This window comes from Nonomuraea sp. NPDC050394 (assembly GCF_044459065.1).
Taxonomy (GTDB): Bacteria; Actinomycetota; Actinomycetes; order Streptosporangiales; family Streptosporangiaceae; genus Nonomuraea.
Genome location: NZ_JBITIO010000019.1, coordinates 140416 through 162700, shown reverse-complemented (window position 1 = coordinate 162700; position 22285 = coordinate 140416). Strand labels below are relative to the sequence as shown.

Here is a 22285-nt window from a genome sequence, read left to right as displayed (position 1 = left end):
TAGCGTTGAAGGCGTGCTCGGCTCGGGGACCACACTCAACGATCGTTACCAGCTGACCACCCGGATCGGCGGTGGCGGCATGGGCGAGGTCTGGCGTGCCACCGACACGGTCCTCGGCCGCGAGGTCGCGCTCAAGGTGCTCACCCCCGCCCTCAGCGAGAACCCCACCTTCGCCCAGCGCTTCCAGAACGAGGCGCGCGCCATGGCCACCCTGCGCCACCCCGGCGTCGTCGACGTCTACGACTACGGCCTGGCCAGGGTCGGCGAGCGCACGCTGAGCTACCTGGTGATGGAGTACGTCGAGGGCGAGTCGCTTGACCGGGCGCTCGACCGCGAGCCGCTCACCCCCGCCCACACGATGCGGCTGGTCGCCGAGGTGGCCGACGCGCTGTCGGCGGCCCACGCGCAGGGCATCGTGCACCGCGACGTCAAGCCGGGCAACCTGCTGCTGCGGCCCGACGGCCGGGTGGCGCTGACCGACTTCGGCATCGCCCACTCGGTCTCGGCGGGGCAGCTCACCGCCACCGGCGCGATGCTCTGCTCGGCCGGCTACTGCGCGCCCGAGATGGCCACCGCCAGCGACGTCACGCCCGCCGTCGACGTCTACGCGCTGGGCGTGGTGGCCTACGAGTGCCTGACGGGGCGGCTGCCGTTCGACGGCGACACCCCCGTGCAGATCATCTACAAGCACCTGCACCAGCCGCCGCCCACGCTGCCCGACGACGTTCCGCCGGGCCCGCGCGCCGTGGTGGCCAGGGCGCTGGAGAAGACGCCCGACCGGCGCTGGGCCTCGGCCGCCGACATGGGCGAGGCCGCGCGCAGGGCGCTGGCCGACCCCCACGCCTCGCCCGCGCCGCGCCGCCGCCGGGCGCTGGTCGGCGCGCTGACCGTGTCGGCCGCGGTGCTGGCCACGGCGGCCGTGGTGGGCTCCCTGTGGTTGCGCCCGGTGGCGCCGCTTGAGCAGCAGAGCATCCTGCCGCCCGGCGGCAACGCCACGGTGACGCCGCAGACCGAGCGCGAGCAGGTCAAGGGCAAGCCGGCGCTGCCGCCCGCCAAGACCTCCCCCACTCCCAAGCCGACCCCGACGGCCACGAACGAGCCCGAGCCGACGCCGACGCGGCCGACACCCACGGTCACTCCCACCGCCGAGCCGACCCCGACCGTGGAGCCCACGCCCACGGCCGAGCCCACGACGCCAGGACCGGAGGAGCCGACCGTCGAGCCCACGGGCCAGCCGGGCGAGATTCAGTGCGTCCGCGAGCCCTGCCCGTCGTGATGGGTGGTGCCCGACTTCGGGTTCTGATCTGTCCAGTGCATATCCATGACAGCTAGTGCATCGCTCCGGGCTCCTGCGGACCATCTCTAAGCTTGCAGGGTGACCGTCAGAACAGACCGCACGCTGCTCCAGGACCCCGCGAACCATCTCCAAGCTCGCAAAGTGACCGCCAGAACAGACCGCGCGCACCCGGGTCCCGGGGCGACGCGGGTGGTTTCCGAGCCGTGAGAGAGTGATCGCGTGGATACGACTCGTGATCTGCTCGTCGCGCTGGCCCACCGCTATGCCTTCGCCGACCTCGGAGCCCTCGCCTCGGACGAGGAGGTGGCCGCCGTGTGCGAGTTCGGGCAGCGGCTGCTCTCACTGGACGCCGAGGACTTCGCCGTCGAGGCGCGGAGCGTGCCGGCCGACCTGAAGCGCCGGGCGCGGGCCTGCCACATGCCGCAGACGCCCCGTGAGACGCCGCGCGGCGCCCTGGAGTCGCTGCGCCCCGCCTACGGCCTGCTGCTGGAGGTCATCGCGATCCGGTGGCACCGGCGCGAGCTCAGCCCGATGATCGCCGCGGTGCACATCGCCAGCGAGTACCTGCCGCTGCTGGCCTTCGAACCGCAGCTGGGCCACGCGGGCGACCCGGCGCGCTGGCCGCACGGGCTGAGCGCCGACGGCAGCAGGTTCGGCGTGATCGGCGACCGCGACTGCGACCACACCAAGTCCGAGCAGTCGGCGACCAACCGTACGCTGCGGGTGGCCGGTGAGCCGCCCGAAGGCTGGCGGGCCTACTTCGACCGCCAGCACAGCCAGGTCGCCGGCGCGCTCGCGGTGTGCGTGTCCACCTGCCGCAAGCCGTGCACGGCCATGGACTGGATCGCTCCCGAACCGCGCCGCGAGCTCGGCACCCGCGCCCGCAGCGCGCTCGCCTTCGCCGAGACCCCCCTGGTACGGCTGCGCCACGCCGCCCCGGTGGGCCACGGCTTCGGCGTGCCCTCCCCCGAGGAGGTGCTGGACGCGTGGGAGCGCAGCCGGGGAGCGCTGGACAAGAACGACGTCGGGGCGGCGGCGCTGAAGGACGACGGCTTCCCGCTGCCGGGCCTGCCCTCGTTGTTCTCCGCGATCGCCGACCACCCGATCATGCCCTCGACGTTGCTGAAGGGCGTCAGCGACCACGTGGCGAGCCTGCTAGTCCGGGGGTAGCAGGACCAGGTGCGCGGGGGTGATCAGGCCGAAGCGCAGCGCGTGCTTGACGATCGAGCGGGGCTTCCAGTCGACCCCGGCCCCCTGGCCGGGCGGCTGGAGCCGGAACTTCGTGCCGGCCAGGAAGTCCACGTGGTAGTTGATGGCCGAGCGGCTCAGTCCCAGGGCGGCCAGCCGCTGGCGTACCTCGGGGACGCTCGGCACGCGGTCGCGGGCGGGGTCGCGCAGCTGAGGCTCGCACAGTGCGGCGAGCACGAGGAAGTACTTGGCCGCGGGGTCGAGCGGGTAGGGCTGCGGGGTGCCGGTGGCGCCGCCGGGGTCGTGCTCGGTGGCCAGGCGGCGTTTGAGCGGGGCCAGCACGAGGAAGGTCAGCTGGTCCTGGCGGCCGGGCACGCGGACCCTGGCGGTCTCGAACGGGATCGGCGCGTCGACCGTGCCCGGTGACAGCCGGACGAATCCGCCGCCTTCCAGGTTCTCCACGACGTAGGCGTAGCGGCGCGACAGGTTGGAGATCTCCCAGTAGTCCTTGACCGCCCGTAGCAGCCCCGCCTTGCGCGAGACGGCCGGGTCGTCGAGCCGCAGGTCGACCGGGGTGTCGGCGGTGCCGCGACCGAAGGTGATGGATTCTCCTGGCCGCAGGTGCCGGGTCTCGACGGCCGTGCTGCCCTGGAAGTCGCGCTGAACCGTGATCACTTCCACGACCGGAGCATAGGCCGCCCTCGCGCGTGACATAACGTCATCTTCTTGCCATTGGCCGCAACAGCACTGGCGGGCCGCGATCTGGCTTCCGAGCATGGAGATCCCCCGGCCATGGAGACGCGGCATGGACAACTACTACGCCATCGTCGGCGCGGAGCGTAACGACCCGGCCGACGTCATCAAGAAGAAGATCACCAACGAGCTCCGGCAGTGGCAGAAGCGCACCAACAGCTCCGACCTCAGCAAGCGGCAGGAGGCCGAGCAGAAGGTGGCGCTGCTGACCAAGGCCAGGGAGATCCTGCTCGACGACGCCCGGCGCAAGGGCTACGATCTCCAGCTCAACGCGTTCCTGGCCGCGGGCGGCGGCTCCCAGGCGCCGGTCACCGCCTCGTCGGCGAGCGGCGACTGGTTGCAGCAGGCCCGCGACTACCTCGCCGTCGGCGACTACAACTCCGCCGCCTACTGCGCCCGCGAGGCCCGCAACACGCTCGGCGCCTCCGCCGAGGTCTGGAGCCTGTTGGCACGTGCCAACGCGGGCCTGGGCAACCTCAGCGAAGCGCTCTACGAGGCGCAGCAGGCCACCTCGCTCGACGCGGCCAACCCCGACCGGCAGCTGGAACTCGGCGGCGTCTACGAGGAACTGGAGCAGTGGGACCGGGCGCTGTCCTGCTACGAGCAGGTCAACCGGCTGACCGGCGGCTCGGAGGAGGCCGACCTGGGCATCGCCGGCTGCCTGGCGAACCAGGGCCGCTACGCCCAGGCGATCCCGGTGCTGGAGAAGCTCCACCTGCACGGCTCCAACAAGCGGATGGCCGCCTACTACCTGGCCGACGTGCTGCTCGCGCACGCCGAGACGATCCCCGTGGCCAAGCAGGACGACGGGTACTACATCACCTCGGCCGAGGAGATCGCGCAGATCCGTGCCGTGCTGAACCGGGTCAGGACGCTGAGCGACGACGAGCAGATCATGCTGCGCCTCGCCGACCAGGAACAGTACCTGGTCGCGATGGAGACCAAGCACCTGTTCGGCGTGACCGCCTGGAAGATCACCAAGACCGTGATCCTCTGGGTGATCATCGCCTTCGTCATCACCGCCTTCATGAGCGAGATCGGGAACGGCGGCTTCTTCCTGGGCCTGCTCGTCGGCGGCGGCCTGGCCTGGCTGCGCATCCACCTCCAGATCCGCAACCACTACCTTCCGCAGTGGCGCATCAACGCCAAGATCGTCCGGGTGCGCTGATGACGGTCATCGGCATCGACCTCGGCACCACGTACTCGGCGTCGGCCATCGTGCGCGGGCCCTCCCCGGAGATCCTGGAGAACCGCGAGGGCGAACGGCTCACGCCGTCCGTCGTGGTCTTCGAGAACGGCACGCCGCTGGTCGGCGTGGAGGCCAAGCGGCTGGCCGCCGTGCTGCCCGACGACTGCGTGGAGTTCGTCAAGCGGAAGATGGGCGAGCCGGGGGCGGCGTACGTGGACGCCGACGGCAGGGAGTACCGGGCGGAGGAGGTCTCCGCGCTGGTGCTCAAGCGGCTGGCCGCCGACGCCTCCATGCAGCTCGGGGAGGAGGTCAGGGACGTGGTCGTCACGGTTCCCGCCTACTTCGACGACGCCCGCCGTACCGCGACCAAGGACGCCGGCGAGATCGCCGGGCTCAACGTGCTCGGCCTGATCAACGAGCCGACCGCGGCCGGGATCGCCTACGGGCTCAACAAGCAGCAGAGCGGCGTCTTCCTCGTCTACGACCTGGGCGGCGGAACCTTCGACGTGACGATCATGCGGGTGACCGGCACGGAGTTCGACATCATGGCCACCGGCGGCGACCGCAACCTCGGCGGCTTCGACTTCGACAACCTGCTCATGGGCCACGTCGCCACCCGCATCCGCGAGCAGGGCGGGCCGGAGGTGCGCGAGTCGGACAAGGGCGAGGCCGAGCTGCGCGGCCAGTGCGAGCAGGCCAAGCGGCGCCTGACCAGCATGCCGCAGACGATCGTGCGGGTCAGCGCCGACGGAGCGAGCTTCCAGGTGCCGGTCACCAGGGCGGAGTTCGAGGAGCTGACCGCGAGCCTGCTCAGCCGTACCGAGGTGACGGTCGAGGAGGTCATGGAGAAGGCCGGCGTCGACTGGGACAAGATCGACCGGATCCTGCTCGTGGGCGGCTCGACCCGGATGCCGATGGTCAGCGCGATGGTGCAGCGCATGTCCGGCCGGGTGCCGGACATCGGCATCAACCCGGACGAGGCGGTGGCGCTCGGCGCGGCCGTCTACGCCGACACGCTGGGCGCGGCGGCCGGCGGGGCGATCGCCCGCATCCCGGTCGTGGTCAGCGACGTGACCTCGCAGAGCCTCGGCACCATCGCGCTCAACGAGCGCAACATCGCGCAGAACTCCATCATCATCCCGGCCAACTCGAAGATCCCGGTGAAGCGGGAGAAGAGCTTCTACACCGTCCAGCCCGGCCAGCGGGTGGTGGACTTCGAGCTGACCGAGGGCGACGACGAGGACCTGCGCTACGTGACGGTCCTGAAGTCGACGGAGCTGATGCTGCCGCCCGGCCTGCCGGACGAGGCCGAGATCCGCGTGGTCATGGCCTACGACATCGACGGCGTCGTGCACGCCGAGGTGTTCCTGGGCGCGACCGGGCAGTCGCTGGGCGCCGTCGAGCTGCAACGGGACAACAACCTGGGGGCCCACGCCGTCGAGCAGATGCGCAACGCGATGCGCGACCTGGAGATCCTATGAGTGAGGAACTGTCCGAGAAACTCGACGTCCTGACCGACCTGTTCAAACGACGCCTGTCCGACGATCTGGACAAGCGCAAGCTCCTTGAGGAGCAGGCCCGCCGTATCCAGCAGGCGGAGGGCGCGCTCTTCCGCGACCTGCAGTTGCCGCTGGTGCTCGGCGTGGCCACCGTCATCGACCGGATCGACCGCCGCGAGGGCGAGAAGGAGTTCGCACTGGAGATCCGGGACGAACTGCTCGAACTGCTCGCCGCCAACGGCATCAACGAGGTACCCACCGACACCGGCTTCGACCGCGCCAACCACGAGGCGGCGGCCGCCCGCCCGGAGGAGGGCAGCGAGCCGGGCACCATCCTCGAGGTGTGGAACCGCGGCTACGCGCGGCACGGCTGGGTGTTCCGGCCGGCCAGGGTGGTCGTGGCCCTGTGAGCGTCGCCCATCGCGAGGCCGCGATCAGGGGACTGGTCACGGCCTTTCGCGCCTACGCGCCCGTGGCCAGGAAGGTCGCGGCCGAGGCGCAGCTCGGGGCGGAGCGCGACCGGCAACTAGCCGTCCGGCAGGCCGAGCGTACGGCCGAGGCGGAACGGCACCGGATCCAGGCCGCGGTGCGGCGGGCGATGGACGGCGCGAGGGAGACGGCGGCTGCCACAACCGCGGAACTCGCGCCCGGCGTCGCCGGCCTGCCCTTTTCCGGGGCCGAGTGGGGGTCTCTCGGCACCGCGGCCCCCACACATGTGCGGGTCGGCGTCTGCGGCGAAGTGCCGGTCGTCGTCCCGCTGCTGCCCACCGCGGGCTGGTACGCCGTGGGAGACGGCGCCGCCGGCCTGGTCCTGGGCGCGGTGCTCAGGGCGGTGGCGGCCACGCCGGCCGGCCGGGTCCAGGTGGACTCGTACGACCCCAGGCTGACCGGGGCGCTCGGGGTCTTCGGCGAGGCGCTGCCTCGTTCGCTGTCCGGCGTGGCCGAACTCGCCGAGCGGGTCGGCGACCTGGTCCGCACCCTGCACACCCGGGCCCAGCGCGTCGCCCAGTCGGGCGGGTGCGCGTTCGAGGAGCTGGCGGAGCCGTACCGGCTGATGGTGGTGCTCGACTACCCGGCGGGTGTGGACGAGAGCGTGCAGCGGGACCTGCTGCGGGTGGCCGAGTCGGCGGCCGGGCGCGGCGTCTGCTTCCTCGTCCAGCACAACGCGGCGATCCGGCCCGAGCACGGCGTGGAGCCCGAGCGGCTGGCCGCGCTGTTGCGGCGCGTGGAGGCGGGCCGCGAGCGGATCACGGTGGCCGGGCTGGAGAACGTGGTCTGCCGTCCCGACCCGCCGCCGGGGCCGGAGCTGTTCGCCGCGGTGGCGGGGGCGGCGGCGGGCGCGCAGTTGCCGCGGGTGCCGTTCGCCGGGACGCTGCCGCCGCGCCGCGACTGGTGGGCGCGGGTGGAGAAGGGCGACGGCCTGCGGATCGCGGTCGGCGCCGAGGGGCGCGAGCCCGCCTGGGTACGGCTCAGCAGCAGCAACCCACCGCTGCCCAACATCCTCATCGGCGGCTCGGCCGGCCAGGGCAAGTCGAACCTGCTGCTGGTGCTCATCCATGGCCTGGCGGCCCGCTACTCCCCCGCCGACCTGGAGATGTACCTGCTGGACTTCAAGCAGGGCCTGGAGTTCGAGCGGCTGGGCGGCGAGCGCTGGCTGCCGCACGCCCGCGTGCTGGGCGTGTTCAGCGACCGTGAGTTCGGCCTGGCGGTGCTGCGGCACGTGCACGAGCAGATGGAGCTGCGCAGCGAGACGTTCAAGCGGCTGCGCGTGACCGACATCGCCGGCATGGACCCGGGCCCGGACCGCCCGCCGCGCCTGCTGCTGGTGCTCGACGAGTTTCAGGTGATGCTCGCCGAGGACGACCCGATCGCCGACGAGGCCACCGCCCTGCTGGAGAAGCTCGTCAGGCTCGGCCGCGCCTACGGCGTCCACGTGGTGCTGGCCACCCAGACCATCGAGGGCATCCAGCGCCTGGCCACCAAGCGCGAGGCCATCTTCGGCCAGGTCCCCAACCGGATCGTGCTCAAGACCACCGCGGCCGACTCCCAGTCGCTGCTGTCCTCGCACAACACGGCCGCCGCCGGGCTGCGCTTTCGCGGCCAGGCCGTGCTCAACGACGACTACGGCTCACCGGAGGCCAACCGCGTCGCGCTGATCGCCCACGCCCGCGAGGAGGAACTGTCTGCGCTGCGGGCCGAATTGTGGCACCACGCCCGCGCCGAGCGCCGCCCGCGCGTGTTCAAGCAGGACGAGCCCGCCGACCTGGCCGCTCTGCTGCATCATCCGGTGGAGTCGGGACCCGGCCTGGTCCGGCCGTGGGTGGGCGTGCCGGTGGCCGTCACCGAGCGTCCCACCGCCTTCGACGTGCGCCAGGAGCCGGGCGCCGGGCTGCTCATCCTGGGTGACGACGCGGCCGCGGCCCGCGGCGTGCTGGCCGGGCTCAGCGCCTCGATCGGCAAGGCGCGCCCGGCCGACCGGTTCGTCTGGCTGGACGGGCTTGAGGAGGCGCGGGCGATCCCCGGGCAGCTGGCAGAGCTGCGCGAGGAGATGCGCGGGCGCGACGACGGCGAGCCGTGGGTGCACGTGCTCGGCTTCGGCATGCACCGCGCCAGGATGCGGATGGGCGACGACTTCACTTCGCCCGCCGACACGCTGAAGGAGATCGTCAAGGACGGGCCGGACGTGGGCGTCTTCTTCTACGGCTGGTGGAACCGCATGAACGTGTGCACCGAGCACCTCGGCTTCGACCGCTGCCACGTCAGCTCCCACCTGTTCCTGCGCCACCCGGTCGAGGCGGTGCAGCAGGTGTGCGGGCCCCTGGTCGCCTGGTCGGCCCGGCCCGGCCGGGGGCTGCTGCACGACGGGCTGTCCGGAGAGCCGCTGCCGGTGGTGATCTTCGGGTGAGCGCGTGGGAGGAGTACACCGAGGCGCTCGGGGTGCTGGCGCGCGCGGCCGAGGCGGGGCGGAGCCGGCTGGACGCCGTCGAGGCCGCCGCCAAGCGGGCGGTGTCGGCCGCGGAGAAGCGGCTGGCGACGGCCGTACAGGAGAGGCAGCAGGTGGAGAGGCGGCTCGGGCAGCTCGACGGGCTCTGCCACAAGGTCATGACCGAGGGCGAGGTGCCACGGGAGGGCCCCGCGGACCGCTTCGACCTGGGGGTCCCCACCACGGCCAGGGCGGCGCTGGCCACGTTGGAGCGGCTGGAGGAGGGGCTGAACGAGAGCCTCGCCGAGCTTCTGGCCGCCCGTTCCATGGTCACGGCCAATCCGCCGCCGCCCCCTCCACCGCCGCCGCGGCCGGTGGCGCCGCCGTCCCGGCGACCGGTCTGGATCTATGTGCTCATCGGGGCGGTCGCGCTCGTCATCGTGCTGGTCCTCGTGATCGGAGCCGGATAGATGTCCCAGATCCAGCAGGTCAAGCAGCAGTTGCACGACGTCGCCTACCAGTCCAGGCAGGCGGCCGGCGGCATCCAGGCCTTCGACGTGAAGTTCTCCCAGGCCGTCGCCCGCGTGCAGGAGCTCATCGGCGGCTCGGCCACCGCCGCGGACAAGCAGATCATCGCGGTGCTGCAGGAGGCCTCGCGGGCGGTCAAGGCCGCGGCGGGCTCGCTGCACAGCGCGGCCAAGACCGCGACCGACTACGCCAACCGGGTGTGAGATGAACGGCTCGGAGCTGGAGCGGATCGCGCGGGCCCTGGTGGAGAGCCTGGGGCAGGCCGACCGGATCGCCGCCGAGCTCTACGTGGCCGCCGGGCGAATCACCCGCCTGGCCGCGCTGGTGGGCGCGTTACCCGACCCGGGCGCGAGGGCCACCGCCTCGATGCTGAACGCGGCGGCGGCCAAGTGCGTGCTGGCCGCGAACCTGCTGCGGCAGGCCGGCAAGATCGGCGCCGACTGGGCGAGGCAGGCGGTCTGGCGTGCCGGCTGACCTGCGTCCTGGCGACGCCCGCCGCATCGGCGGCTACGAGATACTCAACCGGCTCGGCGAGGGCGGCCAGGGCCTGGTCTACCTGGGCCGCTCGCCCACCGGCGAGCTGGCCGCCATCAAGGTGTTACGGGCCGGCTGGACCCACGACCCCGAGGCGCGCAGGCGCTTCGCGGGAGAGCTGGCCGCCGCGCTGAAGGTGCCGAGGGCGTGCACCGCGGTCATCCTGGGCGCCGACATCGACGGCGACATGCCGTACATCATCAGCGAGTTCGTCAACGGTCCCTCGCTGGACACCGCGGTCAAACGCGACGGCCCGTACTCCGGCGCCGCGCTCGAACGCCTGGCCATCTTCACCTCGACCGCGCTGGCCGCCATCCACGGCGCCCGCATCGTGCACCGCGACTTCAAGCCCGCCAACGTGCTCATCGGGCCCGACGGGCCGCGCGTGGTGGACTTCGGCATCGCCCGCGCGCTGGAGGCCACCGACTTCTCCCGCCACACCCAGATCGGCACTCCGCCGTACATGGCGCCCGAGCAGTTCGGCGGGGGCCCGCTCGGGCCCAAGGCGGACGTGTGGGCATGGGGCGCGACGATGGTCTTCGCCGCGTCGGGCCTGCCGCCGTTCGGCACGAGCGGCCATTTCGCCGCGCTGGCCAACCGCATCGCGCACGGCGAGCCCGAGCTCGGGCCGCTGTCCGGGACGCTGCGCACGCTCGTCGAGCGCTGCCTGGCCAAGCAGTCCGCGCGCCGCCCGACCGTGATGGAGCTCTTCCAGGCCCTCGTCGGGTACGGCGAGCCGCCGCGCCGATCAGATCCCCCGGCGGCCACGCCGGAGCACGTGCTGCCGTTCTACTTCGTCTGCGACGAGTCGGCCTCGATGATCGGCGAGCCGCTCGACGCGGTCAACGCCGGGCTGGAGGCGCTGCGGCTGGACATGGCCCGCGCCCCCGCCGCGACCCGGCTGTGCGTGATCGGCTTCTCCGGCACCGCCGAGATTCTGCTCCCGCTGGCCGACCTGGGCGCGCTGGACGTGCTTCCCCAGCTGCGCGCCCGCGGCGGCACCCGCTACGGCCCCGCCATGGAGCTCCTGCGCGCGACCATCGAGCGCGACGTCTTCCTGATCAAGGCCGCCGGCGGCACGGTCTACCGGCCCACGGTCTTCTTCCTGTCGGACGGCCGGCCCAATGACGAGAGCTGGACCACCTCCCACCGGGATCTGCTCTCGCCCGCCTTCTCCGCCCGGCCGAACGTGATCGCCTTCGGAGTGGGCGACTGCAACGCGGAGACGATCCGGCAGGTCGCCACCCACGGCGCCTTCCTCGCCGACCACACCCGGCCGGTCGGCGCGGCGCTGAAGGAGGTGGCCACGGCGCTGACCACCTCCCTGCTGACCTCGAAGGGCAAGCTGGTGATTCCCGAGCAGGTGCCGGGCTTCTCCTCGCTACCGCTGGACGAGGTGTGACGACAGCTGCGACAGGTCGCGCGAGGCGCCCGTCGAGGCCGACGTGGTCATCGCCGCGTAGGCCTGCAGCGCCGCGCTGACGGCGCGCTTGCGGTCGCGCGGGCGGTATCCGCCCAGCTCGGCCAGCAGGCGCTCGCGGCGGGCGGCCAGCTCGGCCTCGGGCACGCGCAGCTCCAGCAGGCGGCCGGGGATGTCGATGTCGACGATGTCACCGTCCTCCACCAGCGCGATGGCGCCGCCCTCCGCCGCCTCGGGCGAGGCGTGGCCGATCGACAGCCCCGAGGTGCCGCCGGAGAAGCGGCCGTCGGTGACCAGCGCGCAGACCTTGCCGAGGCCCTTGCCCTTCAGGAACGAGGTCGGGTAGAGCATCTCCTGCATGCCGGGTCCGCCCTTGGGGCCCTCGTAGCGGATGACCACCACGTCGCCCGCCTTGACCTTGCCGCCGAGGATGCCCTCGACCGCCTGGTCCTGCGACTCGAACACCACCGCTGGGCCGGAGAACTTCCAGATCGACTCGTCCACGCCGGCCGTCTTCACCACCGCGCCGTCGCGGGAGATGTTGCCGTAGAGAACGGCCAGGCCGCCGTCTGCGCTGTAGGCGTGCTCGCGGTCGCGGATGCAGCCTTCCGCGCGGTCGAGGTCGAGGTCGTCCCAGCGCTTGTCCTGGGAGTACGGCTTGACCGTGCGCACGTTGCCGGGCGCGGCGTGCCACAGCTCGGTGGCCTCGGGCGAAACCGTCGGCGAGACGGGGTCCCACTCCTCGATGAGCGTGCCGAGCGTGCCGCCGTTGACCGTCCGGACGTCGCGGTGGAGCAGCCCGGCGCGGTCGAGCTCGCCCAGGATGCCCGGGATGCCGCCGGCGCGGTGGACGTCCTCGACGTGGTACTTGTTCGTGGCCGGCGCCACCTTGCACAGGCACGGCACCCGCAGCGAGATCTCGTTGATCTCCTTGAGGCCGAAGTCGACCTCGCCCTCACGGGCCGCGGCCAGGATGTGCAGGATCGTGTTGGTGGAGCCGCCCATGGCCACGTCGAGCGCCATCGCGTTCTCGAAGGCCTCGCGGGTGGCAATCGCGCGCGGCAGCACGCTGGCGTCGTCGTCCTCGTAGTAGCGCTTGGCCAGCTGGACGATCGTGCGGCCGGCGTCCTTGAAGAGCTGCTCGCGCCGCTTGTGCGTGGCCAGGATCGTGCCGTTGCCGGGCAGGGCCAGGCCGATCGCCTCGGCGAGGCAGTTCATGGAGTTGGCGGTGAACATGCCCGAGCACGAACCGCAGGTCGGGCAGGCGTTCTCCTCCATCTCCAGCAGCTCGTCGTCGGAGACGCTGTCGTCGGCGGAGGCGATCATCGGGTCGATGAGGTCGAGCTTCTTGCCGGGCGTCTTGCCCGCCTCCATGGGCCCGCCGGAGACGAAGACGGTCGGGATGTTCAGCCGCATGGCGGCCAGCAGCATGCCCGGCGTGATCTTGTCGCAGTTGGAGACGCAGATCAGGGCGTCGGCGCAGTGGGCCTCGACCATGTACTCCACGGCGTCGGCGATCAGCTCGCGGCTGGGCAGCGAGTAGAGCATGCCGCCGTGGCCCATCGCGATGCCGTCGTCGACGGCGATCGTGTTGAACTCCCGCGGGATCGCGCCCGCCTCCCTGATCGCCCCGGCGACCACGTCGCCGACCTCGCGCAGGTGCACATGACCCGGCACGAACTGGGTGAAGCTGTTGGCCACCGCGATGATCGGTTTGCCGAAGTCGCTCCCGGCTACGCCGGTCGCCCGGAGGAGGGCCCGGGCTCCGGCCATGTTCCTACCGTGGGTGACCGTACGTGACCTGAGGGCGGGCATTGAGCTTCTCCCATCGTGAGTAAGTCTTCACATGGTACGGCTATCGCCCGACAGCTGAGACGCATGTCCACCGCTCGGGATAACGGTGACAAGATCGACCGACGGTGCTATCGAGGTTCGCATGACTTCGGGGCGCGTCGAGTCCGACCTCACGGCCAGGGTCGGCAACTTCATTCACACGATAGACCGGCTGTGCCGGCGACCGGCCCGGGGAGAGGGCGTGCAGGACTCCCCGCACGTCCCGGCCGGCTTCGAGCGGCAGGAGGAGGAGCCGCAGGAACGCCCCCAGCACACCGGCCGCCGCGGCATCCCGATCATGCGCCTGCGCAACGCCGGCGACTGGCCCGAGTTCCTGGTCAGGGACGCCGTCGCGTTACGTCCGGTGATCTCCACCCGCATCCGCCGCTCCAAGCCCGAGATCGCGCCCGGCGACACCGTGCCCGTCATCCTGGCCAGGATCGTCGCCGACCTGAGCGCCGGCACCGAGCGGCGCTCGTCGGCCGACGGCAAGCTCAGGCGCATGCCCGGCCTGCGCTTCCCGCGCTACCGGATGACGGTGAAGGTCCTGGCCGCCTGGACGGCCCGGCACGCCGACGCCGGTCCCGACACCGAGGAGGCCGCCCGCGAGGCGCTGCGCGCGGTCGACCGCACCTGGGGCTGGGGCATCGAGGCGGCCGAGCGGGGCGGCGAGAGCGTGCCGTTCCCGTTCAACGTCCTGCTCAAGCTGGCTCCGCCGTTCCTGCACGACTGGCGGCTCAGCGGGAAGACACCCCTGCTCAGTGGCCGGCTGCGCGTGCTGCGGTCGGCGCTGGCCCAGGACTCGGCCAAGGCCGGGCTGCCCGCGCTGCTGGCCGACCTCGACCCGGCCGACTCCGGGCGGATCGACCGGCTTCTGCTGTCGGCCTTCCTCGACGACCTGAGCCGCCAGTACCGGCGCACGCCGCTGCACGTACGGGGCGCCGGGCACGTCTTCTACCCGCTGCTCCTGCTCAACGAGCACGGCGGGGAACTGGTCGAGCTGATCGCGGAGCGGCGCTCCGACCTGGAGTCGTTCGATCCGGTCGTGGTGGTGACCTACCTGCCCGGCGGGGACCCGCCCACCGCCGAGGAGGAGGACCCGGTCTCGGCGCTGATCCGCTGGCGGCGCGAGCTCGTCGCCTCCGGGCGGGCCGCGGCGCTGCAGGTGCTGCGTGAGCCGCTCGACGTGCGGGCGCCCGGCCTGCCGAAGGATCCGGTCGTGCTCAGCACCGCGAGCCGGTTCTGGGTGCCGCCCACCAGGAAGCCGCCCTGGTGGTCCACGCCGGTGGCGATCGCGCTGTTCTGGAGCGTGCTGGCCGCGACGGCCGGCGCGTACGCGGGGCAGACCGTGGCCTGGCAGCGGACCTCGTGCGCCACCGGGCTGTGGACACCGTGGGCGGAGTCGGGCAGGCAGCTGATGGGCGCGGAGTGCGTCGGCGTGGCCGAGCCCGGGTACCTGTTCACGCCGAGCACCGCGGAGATCGCCCAGGTTCACCGGCGCATCCACGAGGAGAACCTGCGGGCCGCGACCCTGCATGCCGATCAGGCGCAGGCGGCCCGGCCGTACGTCACGATCGTCTATCTCGCCGCGCTCACCTCCGGCAACCGCGACTCGCTCGCCGCGGTGCGCGAAGGTCTGGCGGGCGTGGCCATCGCGCAGAAGAACCAGAACGACTCCTCCGGCGCCAGCGAGCCCATCGTGCGGCTGCTGGTCGCCAACGGCGGCGGTCGCATGCAGTACGGCGAGGCCATCGCCCGCCTGCTCGTCTCCTCCAGCGAGGCCGAGGCGCCCATCGTCGGAGTCGTCGGGCTCGACCAGAGCCGCAGGCAGACGGTCGCCACCATCCACGCGCTCGGCAAGGCCGGGCTGCCCATGGTCGCCTCGACGCTCTCCGCCGACCGGCTGGTGGAGGAGTCGCCGTTCTACTTCCAGGTCGCGCCGCAGAACAAGCGGCAGGCCGCCGTCGCCGCCGCGTTCGCCACCACGCTCGGCCTGCCGGCGCGGGCGCGCGTCTACTACTCCCACGACGTCAGCGACTACTACAGCGACAACCTGCGCAAGCAGGTGTCCGCGCGCTTCGCCGAGGCCGGGTTCGCGGTGGAGAACCGGCGCTTCACCCCCATCGGCAGTCCCAAGCCCGGCCCCGAGGACCCCAACGAGCACCCCTACGCCGGCGAGCCCCGCCAGGCCGGGGTGAGCGCGTGCGACGCGAAGGGCCTGGTGTACTTCGCCGGGCGCGGCATCCCCGACTTCCAGTCCTTCATCAAGGGCGTGAACGAGACCTGCCCGGCCACCCCGCCCACCATCCTGGCCGGGGATGACATCTCCCGGTACGCCGCCGACGTACGGCTGCGCGGCGAGGTGGGCCAGGTGCCCTTCTACTACCAGTCGTTCGCCGTGGCGCCCAACCGGTGTGGTCAGCCGCAGCCGCACGACTTCTACGACCAGCTCTTCCGCACGTTCACCTTCGAGTGCCAGGAGCCGGGCGCCGGGCGCACGCTCGACGGGCACGCCGCCCTGTCCTACGACGCCGCCGAGACGTTGATCACCGCGATCCGGCGGCTCGGCGGCCCGGTACGGCACGCGGTGCCGGTGAACTCGTACACGGTGTGGCGGCAGCTCAGCATGTTGCACACCGCCTCCGGCCCGGCGATCCAGGGGGCGACGGGCGGCATCGACTTCGGCGGCGGGACGGCCCGGCAGTACCCGCGGGACAAGCCTGTGCTGATCCTGCGCGTCAAAGGCGCGGAACGCCCCCAGCAGGTGGGTTCCTGCGGCCCGCCCGCCGGGTCGAGCCCTTGGTGTTCCAAGGTGGCGGAGAAGTACCGGTGATCAGGCGGGCAGCCGGACCGCGGCCAGTTGCGTGGACTGGGCCACCAGGCGCCCCTTGTCATCCCAGACGTGGGCGACCTGGTCGATGCGGTCACCGCCGACGTCGGTGGCCTCCAGTTTGACCCGGACCGGCCCCGGCGCGGGCAGGCGGCGGATGTAGGCCGACAGCTGGATCGTGGGCATCCAGCCGGGCAGCCCCAGGTCGAAGGTGACCGGCGGCACCGGGTCGAGGGCCACGAGAAGGCTGAGCGGGTCCCAGTCGGACCCGTCGCCGAGGCGCTGCCAGGTGGCGATCACGCCTTTCTTGCTCGGCCGGCCGAAGGCGAAGGCGAGGTGCCCGGGGTTGATGCGCTCCTCGACCACCCCCATCAGCGGCACGGGGAACGGCGCGCCGGGCGGGTCGACCGGCGACAGGAAACATTCCTGCTCGGGCGGCAGGTCCACCGGCTCCGAGGCCGTCCACCAGGGATCGGAGTCGTCGAGGCGGCCCAGCGTGATCAGGGCGGAAACGCGCGGCCTGCCCTCCTGCGACAGGTCGGCGCGCACCTGGGCGACGCTCTTGCCCACGCGCAGCCTCGTCACGCTCACCTCGGCGTGGCCGAAGTCGGGCGGCTCGACGAAGGCGCCGCTGACGGCGGTCACGTGGGGGTGGCCGGCGCCGGCCTCGGCGACCGCGGCGCGGCCCAGCACGGCTAGCAGGTAGCCGCCGTGCAGCTTGGTGCCCACGGCCCACTGGGGGTCGAGATTGGCGGCGTATCCGCCGTTCAGGGGGGTCACAGCGGTCGCATCACAAAATATCGCCATGCGCTCAGGTTGACATCGTTAACTTAACAACGTCAATGTGAGATGCATGACCAGGACCAGAGCCCGGCGCGGCGAGGGAGCGCTCCTGCGCGAGGACATCCTGCGGGCAGCCGAGGACCTGCTGGCCGGGTCAGGCACCGAGGAGGCGCTGACCCTGCGGGCCGTCGCCACCCGCGCCGGTATCTCGACGCCCTCCGTCTACCTGCACTTCGCCGACAAGGAAGCCCTGCTGGAGGCGGTCTGCCTGCGGGTCTGGGACGAACTGGCCCGCCTGTTCCGCGAGAACGACCACGGCGACCCGTTCCGCGCCCTCGGCCGCTGCGGCCGGGCCTACGCGCGCTTCGCGCTGGCGCATCCCGTGCAGTACCGGGTGCTGCTCATGAAGCCGCCCCTGCGCGATCGTGCCGCAACGCCGGAGTCCGCGGCGGTGGCGCCGGACGCGGCGGCCGTGCCAAAGGGAACGGCGACCGTGCCAGAGGGGGCGGCGGCGATGCCAGAGGGGGCGGCGACCGTGCCGGAGGGGATGGCGGCGGTGCCGGAGGCGGCGGCGGCCTGCTTCGGGCACATGGTGGCCGTCGTCGAGCGGTGCGTGGAGTCTGGCGTCCTGCGCGGCGACCCGAGGCGGCTGGCGCTCACGCTGTGGTCGTCGATGCACGGGTGCGTCGCGTTGCTGCTGGCGCAGCCGGGATTCCCGTGGCCGGACGTGGACGAACTGATCGACCAGGCGGTGATCGTGGCGGGCTTCGGCAGCACGATGCTGTCCCGGGTGCCGGAAACGGGTATCCCGGCCAGCGCCGAGCTGGCCGGGGACCTGGACGAACTGGCCGAACGCCTCAGCCGTCGCCGTAGCGGGGCGGAAGGACGCTCTGGGCGATCTCGTACAGGCGGTCGATCTCTTCCTCGGTGAGCGCGTGCTCCCGCTTCGTGATCCACTTACGCGCCCTGGTGCCCTCGTAGACGTCCACGCCGCGGATGGTCATGACCTTCCACGGCACGGGCGGCCCGTAGATCGCCAGAGAGGGCACGACGGCGATCTCGCGGCCGAAGGCCTTGCTGATCAGCTCGCCGGCCTGCGAGGCCTCCAACTTGGCCTCGGTGATCCTGGGCTTCATGTCGAAGGGGCCGTGGAAGAGCTTCTTGCCCATCTGCACGCGGACCGGCAGCCGCTTGTCCCACTTCTCCGAGTCGACCGCGTAGATGCCGGTGGGGCCGATGACCAGGTGGTCGATCTGGGCCTCGCTGCCGGGGATCGCGCGGGCGTGGAGTGTGCGGTAGCCGCTGCGTTCGAGCCTCTTGAGCTGGCCTTCCGTACGGCGTTCCGCCACGGAGGAACGGCGCCAGGCGGGCACGGTCGAGGCGGATCGGGCACGGTAGACGGTGTCGGCGATGGCCGCGGCGATCGCCGCGGTGACGCCGATACGCCAGTCCCGGACGAGGATCCCGACGACCACGCCGACGCCGATCGCCAGCAGCGCACGATTGCGCAGGCGGCGATATCGAGGCTGCCGTAGCAGCGCGCGCACCGAGGCGCGCTCGATGGGGGCATACGTCGACGCGGGCGTCGCGGCCGGCGACTTCTTGGCCGCGGGGGCCTCATCTTCCGGCCTGTCGCTCACCCAGATCGGTGACGTATTGTGACCGTCTTCTCGCTGGAGGTCGGAGTCCACGTAACTCAAGGTAGCTTGCTGATCGTCGGGTTTCCTAGTGTTGGGGCGTCCATACTTTTATGGCCCAGGTCATCGTGTTCCTCGTCCGATTTCCGGGTATCTATTACATTCTCTGCTAGAGATCCCTACTGTTCAGTAGTGTGAGTGCGATTCACGATCTCTCGGCACTTGACCAGGGCAAAGCGATCAGGAACGGCGAGCTGTCGCCGGTCGAGCTGACCCGTCATTACCTTGATCGTATCGACCGTCTCGACGCCGAGGTGGGCGCCTACGTCACCGTCACGGCGGAGCGGGCGATCGCCCAGGCACGGGCGCTGGAGAAGGCTCTGCCCGACGGCCCGCTGGCCGGGGTCCCGGTGCCGATCAAGGACCTGAATCTGGTCAAGGACGTGCCCATCATGTTCGGATCGGGCAGCTACCAGGGCTTCGTCGCGCCGGTCGACGACACCGTGGTCGAACGGCTGCGCGAGGCCGGCACGGTCATGCTCGGCAAGACGGCGACGCCCGAGTTCGGGCTGCCTTGCTACACAGAGACATCTTTGTCACCCCCTTCCCGGACGCCGTGGGACCTCACGCGTTCGGCGGGCGGGTCGAGCGGCGGCGCCGCGGCCGCCGTGGCCGCCGGTCTGGCACCCGTGGCGCAGGGTAGCGACGGCGCGGGCTCGATCAGGATCCCGTCCTCCGTGTGCGGGCTGTTCGGCATCAAGCCGACCCGCGGCCGCATCAGTTTCGCCCCGATCATCCCTGACCTCGCGGGAATGTCGACCAACGGGCCGATCGCCCGGAATGTCGCCGACGCCGCGGCGCTGCTCGACGTGATGGCCCACAACAACCCCGGTGACCTCTACCTCGCCCCGCCGCAGGCGGGCACCTTCCTGGAGTGCGCCACCCGGCAGCCCGGACGGCTGCGCATCGCCCGCTACGCCGAGCCCGTGGTGCCGGGCACCGAGGTGGATCCCGAGGTCATGGCGGCCTACGAGGAGGCGTCGAAGACACTGGCCGCTCTCGGGCACGAGGTCGTCGACATCGCGCCGCCGTTCGGGCCCGAGCTGGTGCCGCGGTTCGTGACGCTCTGGTACGCCTTCGCCTGCATGCATCCGGTCGCCGACGACCGGCAGGAAACGCTCAGGCCGCTGACCAGATGGCTGCGCGAGCGCGGCTTCGCCACCCCGGCGCCGTCCTTCCTCCAGGCGCAGTCGGCGCTCCAGCTCGCCACGCGGATCGCGCTCACGGTCACGAACGCCTACGACGCCGTCCTCACCCCGACCGTCACCCAGCCGCCCCGGCCCGTCGGCTGGTTCGAGGAGGGCGACGACCCCGAGCTGACGTTCGAGCGGATGAAGCGCTTCGCCGCCTTCCCGGCGATCTACAACGTCTCCGGGCAGCCGGCGGTGAACCTGCCGCTCTACTGGACCGAGGAGGCGTTGCCGATCGGGGTCATGCTGGCCGGCCGTACCGGGGAGGAAGGGGTTTTGATCTCCTTGTCGGCCCAGGTCGAGGCGTACCGCGGCGGATTCTGGGGTGATCGGCGGCCCGAGCTCTGGTAAACCCTGGAACCTTACAGATGGCCGCACAGAGGGCGAGGACGTTACAACCATGGCCATGCGCACCGTTCTCATCCAGACCGACACGGCCGTGGCGGCCGAGCTCAATCCCGGTGAATCCGCCACGTTCGGCCGCGGCTCCGACGACGTCCCCGTGGACATCGTGATCGCCGACCGGGCCGTGTCGCGCATGGCCGGGCGCATCACCGCCGTCGACGACTACTGGCTGATCGCCAACCTCACCACCGACCGCACCTACGTCGTCGAGAACCCCGAGGGCGGCGGCGAGTTCGTCAAGGTGCCGCCGCAGCGGATGGGCATGCCGGTGCCGTTCGAGTTCTCGCGGGTGATCCTTCCCGCCGAGCACGGCACGACCGGCTTCCTCGTCTTCGCCCCCGAGCACGTGTACGGCAAGGCCGCCACGGTGGCCGGATCGGGGGCGACCACCATGGGCGTCTTCCCCCTGGACCGGACCGCCAAGTACTTCCTCATCCTGGTCGCGCTCTGCGAGCCCCGGCTGCGCGACCCCTCCAGCACCGTGGTGCCGACGGTGCCGCAGCTCATCGAGCGACTGTCGGGACACGGCCTCACCAGGAGCGGAGCCAACTTCCACATCGACTACCTGGCCAGGACGAAGCTGCGGGTGAAGCAGGCCGACGAGGGAGGCAAGGCCGACTGGCAGCGTGCAGCCCTGATCAACCTGGCGCTCCGCTTCAACCTGGTGATCGACACGGATCTACGGCTGCTGCCTTAGCTCTTCTGGTACTCGCTCCGATATTTCATGATCAGGTCCACTCGCTCCTTCGTGAACGGAGGGATGCCCTTGGAGCGCCTCATCGGCTCCACGCCGGACAGGAAGAGCGCGGCCAGGTTCGCCGCCGGGTCGCCCTTGATGTGGGAGATCTGCTGCCCGAGGACGCAGAAGAAGCGGCCCATGGCCTGCACGGACAGCTCCACGCTGTAGGGCGGGCGCGGCTCGGACTGGTTGAGACCGCCCGGCTGCCAGTGCCGCAGCACTCTGGGGGTCCAGCGGGCGATGCCGTACTCGTCGTTCTCCTTGTCGCTCAGGTCGGGGTCGAAGTCGCTCATGACCTTCAGCACCGCCGCGATGAGCGCCGGAGAGAGGCCCTTGATGTCGGCGCACCAGGTCCCGGCCTCGATGATCATCTGGCGGTACTGCTGGGGCACCGGGGCGTCGTCGCGCAGGTCGTTGTGCGGCTGGGCCACCGCGCTCGGAGTGGTGCCGCCCGGGCCGGGCACCTGCCCGGGGCCATCGCCCCGGGTCAGGACGACGGCCACGACCGCGCCCGCGAGCACCAGGGCCGTGCCGCCCGCCAGCAGCGCCTTGCCCGGTGGCTTACGTGGCTTGGCGGCCGATTCAGCGGGCTCCGGCTCGGAGCCATGGCCGGGAAGGCCGGCGGCCGCGTCCGGCTCGGTGCCGCGCAGGGCCGCGTCGAAGTCGGCCACGCTCCGCCAGCGCCGATCCGGGTCCGGGTCGATGGCCTTCATCACCGCCGCGCTGATCCGCTCGGGCACCTCGGGTCGCAGGCGGTGCGGCGCCAGCCGTACCGCGCCGGAGCCCGGAACCTGGCCCGTCAGCAGGTGATAGGCGAGGGCCCCCAGCCCGTGCACGTCGGCGCGCTCGTCGGGCGCGCCGTCGAGCCGCATCTGCTCGGGAGCCATGTAGCCGGGCGTGCCGGCGGCGATCGTGTGGCTCGTGGCGTCGGCGAGCGCCCGCGCGACGCCGAGGTCGGCCACCATCGCCCGCTCGCCGCCACCCGTCACCGTGCGGAACAGCACGTTGGACGGCTTCAGGTCGCGGTGCACGATGCCCAGCTGGTGGAGCTCGCCGACCCCGTCGGCGATCTCGGCGAGCAGCCGCAGCGTCTCCGGCACGGGCAGAGGTCCGTCCGCGAGGCGTCCGGCGAGTGTCCCCATATCCGCATAGGTCATGACAAAGTACGGCCTGCCATCCGGAAGCTCGCCGATGTCATGAACCTGGACAATGTGCGGAGAGTCAGCCTGGCGCAGAAGCCGCGCCTCCTTGACGAATCGCTCCCGCACCGCGGGCTCCACCGACCAGTTCTCGGCGAGCACCTTGATGGCGACGTAAGACTGCAACTGGTCATCACGCGCCAGCCACACCGACGCGAAGGCGCCGGCACCGAGGGCACGCTCAACCGGGTAACGACCGATCGATTCTGGTGTGTCCACAGCAGTTTTGACCTCTTGTGGGGGATCTTGGTTCATGACTCTCTCATATGAGGTCTGGC

Annotated in this window: 19 protein-coding genes; 14 read left to right on the top strand and 5 right to left on the bottom strand. The window is 71.6% G+C overall.

Translation table 11 applies throughout. The features are described from left to right. The first annotated feature begins 13 nt into the window (after positions 1–13). Entirely contained in the window at positions 14–1276 is a 1263-nt protein-coding gene (locus ACIBKY_RS47385; protein ID WP_397107935.1) for a serine/threonine-protein kinase, read from the top strand. 240 nt (positions 1277–1516) lie between these two features. Further along, positions 1517–2467, top strand: a complete 951-nt coding sequence (locus ACIBKY_RS47380) for a hypothetical protein (RefSeq protein ID WP_397107933.1) — start codon at positions 1517–1519, stop codon at positions 2465–2467. Here ACIBKY_RS47380 and ACIBKY_RS47375 read toward each other — a convergent pair. Further along, positions 2453–3166: a winged helix-turn-helix domain-containing protein gene (locus ACIBKY_RS47375; RefSeq protein ID WP_397107932.1), complete on the bottom strand. Its 714-nt coding sequence runs from the start codon at positions 3164–3166 to the stop codon at positions 2453–2455. The two genes, ACIBKY_RS47380 and ACIBKY_RS47375, sit on opposite strands and share 15 nt — an antisense overlap. A 124-nt stretch (positions 3167–3290) precedes the next feature. On the opposite strand from ACIBKY_RS47375, the gene ACIBKY_RS47370 reads away from it, so the two are divergent. Genes ACIBKY_RS47370 through ACIBKY_RS47335 form a run of 8 tightly spaced genes read left to right on the top strand, consistent with a single transcriptional unit; the run spans position 3291 to position 11313 of the window. Beyond that, a complete protein-coding gene (locus tag ACIBKY_RS47370) occupies positions 3291–4406 on the top strand; it encodes a hypothetical protein (protein WP_397107930.1) in 1116 nt (371 codons plus the stop codon). Next, positions 4406–5908: an Hsp70 family protein gene (locus ACIBKY_RS47365; protein ID WP_397107928.1), complete on the top strand. Its 1503-nt coding sequence runs from the start codon at positions 4406–4408 to the stop codon at positions 5906–5908. Before ACIBKY_RS47370 ends, ACIBKY_RS47365 begins: the two co-directional genes overlap by 1 nt. Further along, positions 5905–6336: a nucleotide exchange factor GrpE gene (locus tag ACIBKY_RS47360; protein ID WP_397107926.1), complete on the top strand. Its 432-nt coding sequence runs from the start codon at positions 5905–5907 to the stop codon at positions 6334–6336. The genes ACIBKY_RS47365 and ACIBKY_RS47360 overlap by 4 nt, the downstream gene beginning before the upstream one ends. Beyond that, positions 6333–8831: an FtsK/SpoIIIE domain-containing protein gene (locus tag ACIBKY_RS47355; protein ID WP_397107924.1), complete on the top strand. Its 2499-nt coding sequence runs from the start codon at positions 6333–6335 to the stop codon at positions 8829–8831. Before ACIBKY_RS47360 ends, ACIBKY_RS47355 begins: the two co-directional genes overlap by 4 nt. Beyond that, a complete protein-coding gene (locus tag ACIBKY_RS47350) occupies positions 8828–9319 on the top strand; it encodes a hypothetical protein (RefSeq protein ID WP_397107922.1) in 492 nt (163 codons plus the stop codon). Before ACIBKY_RS47355 ends, ACIBKY_RS47350 begins: the two co-directional genes overlap by 4 nt. Continuing rightward, entirely contained in the window at positions 9320–9580 is a 261-nt protein-coding gene (locus ACIBKY_RS47345; protein ID WP_397107920.1) for a hypothetical protein, read from the top strand. A gap of 1 nt (position 9581) precedes the next feature. After that, positions 9582–9851 carry a hypothetical protein gene (locus ACIBKY_RS47340; RefSeq protein WP_397107918.1) on the top strand — a complete coding sequence of 90 codons (270 nt, stop codon included), beginning with the start codon at positions 9582–9584 and terminating at the stop codon, positions 9849–9851. Beyond that, positions 9841–11313, top strand: a complete 1473-nt coding sequence (locus tag ACIBKY_RS47335) for a protein kinase (protein WP_397107916.1) — start codon at positions 9841–9843, stop codon at positions 11311–11313. Before ACIBKY_RS47340 ends, ACIBKY_RS47335 begins: the two co-directional genes overlap by 11 nt. Here ACIBKY_RS47335 and ilvD read toward each other — a convergent pair. Continuing rightward, positions 11293–13146 (bottom strand): dihydroxy-acid dehydratase, encoded by a 1854-nt coding sequence (gene ilvD, locus ACIBKY_RS47330; protein ID WP_397107914.1) that lies wholly within the window; start codon positions 13144–13146, stop codon positions 11293–11295. The two genes, ACIBKY_RS47335 and ilvD, sit on opposite strands and share 21 nt — an antisense overlap. A gap of 121 nt (positions 13147–13267) precedes the next feature. Here ilvD and ACIBKY_RS47325 point away from each other — a divergent pair, with 121 nt between their 5' ends. Next, the gene (locus ACIBKY_RS47325; RefSeq protein WP_397107912.1) at positions 13268–15997 is read left to right on the top strand and encodes a hypothetical protein; all 2730 of its coding nucleotides are present in this window, start codon (positions 13268–13270) and stop codon (positions 15995–15997) included. Here the strand turns inward: ACIBKY_RS47325 and ACIBKY_RS47320 are convergent, their stop codons facing one another. Beyond that, entirely contained in the window at positions 15998–16774 is a 777-nt protein-coding gene (locus ACIBKY_RS47320) for a thioesterase family protein (protein WP_397107910.1), read from the bottom strand. Positions 16775–16847: 73 nt separating this feature from the next. On the opposite strand from ACIBKY_RS47320, the gene ACIBKY_RS47315 reads away from it, so the two are divergent. Continuing rightward, positions 16848–17708 carry a TetR/AcrR family transcriptional regulator gene (locus tag ACIBKY_RS47315; RefSeq protein WP_397107909.1) on the top strand — a complete coding sequence of 287 codons (861 nt, stop codon included), beginning with the start codon at positions 16848–16850 and terminating at the stop codon, positions 17706–17708. Here ACIBKY_RS47315 and ACIBKY_RS47310 read toward each other — a convergent pair. Continuing rightward, positions 17635–18468: a nuclease-related domain-containing protein gene (locus ACIBKY_RS47310; protein ID WP_397107907.1), complete on the bottom strand. Its 834-nt coding sequence runs from the start codon at positions 18466–18468 to the stop codon at positions 17635–17637. The genes ACIBKY_RS47315 and ACIBKY_RS47310 overlap by 74 nt on opposite strands. Positions 18469–18608: 140 nt before the next feature. Between ACIBKY_RS47310 and ACIBKY_RS47305 the strand changes: the two genes are divergently transcribed. Beyond that, positions 18609–20015: an amidase gene (locus ACIBKY_RS47305; RefSeq protein ID WP_397107905.1), complete on the top strand. Its 1407-nt coding sequence runs from the start codon at positions 18609–18611 to the stop codon at positions 20013–20015. Between the two features lie 55 nt (positions 20016–20070). Continuing rightward, positions 20071–20766, top strand: coding sequence for a winged helix-turn-helix domain-containing protein (locus ACIBKY_RS47300; protein WP_397107904.1), 696 nt, complete (start codon positions 20071–20073; stop codon positions 20764–20766). On the opposite strand, the gene ACIBKY_RS47295 is transcribed toward ACIBKY_RS47300, so the two are convergent. Then, complete coding sequence (locus ACIBKY_RS47295; protein ID WP_397107902.1) at positions 20763–22262, bottom strand: serine/threonine-protein kinase; 1500 nt, start codon at positions 22260–22262, stop codon at positions 20763–20765. The genes ACIBKY_RS47300 and ACIBKY_RS47295 overlap by 4 nt on opposite strands. Positions 22263–22285: the final 23 nt, after the last annotated feature.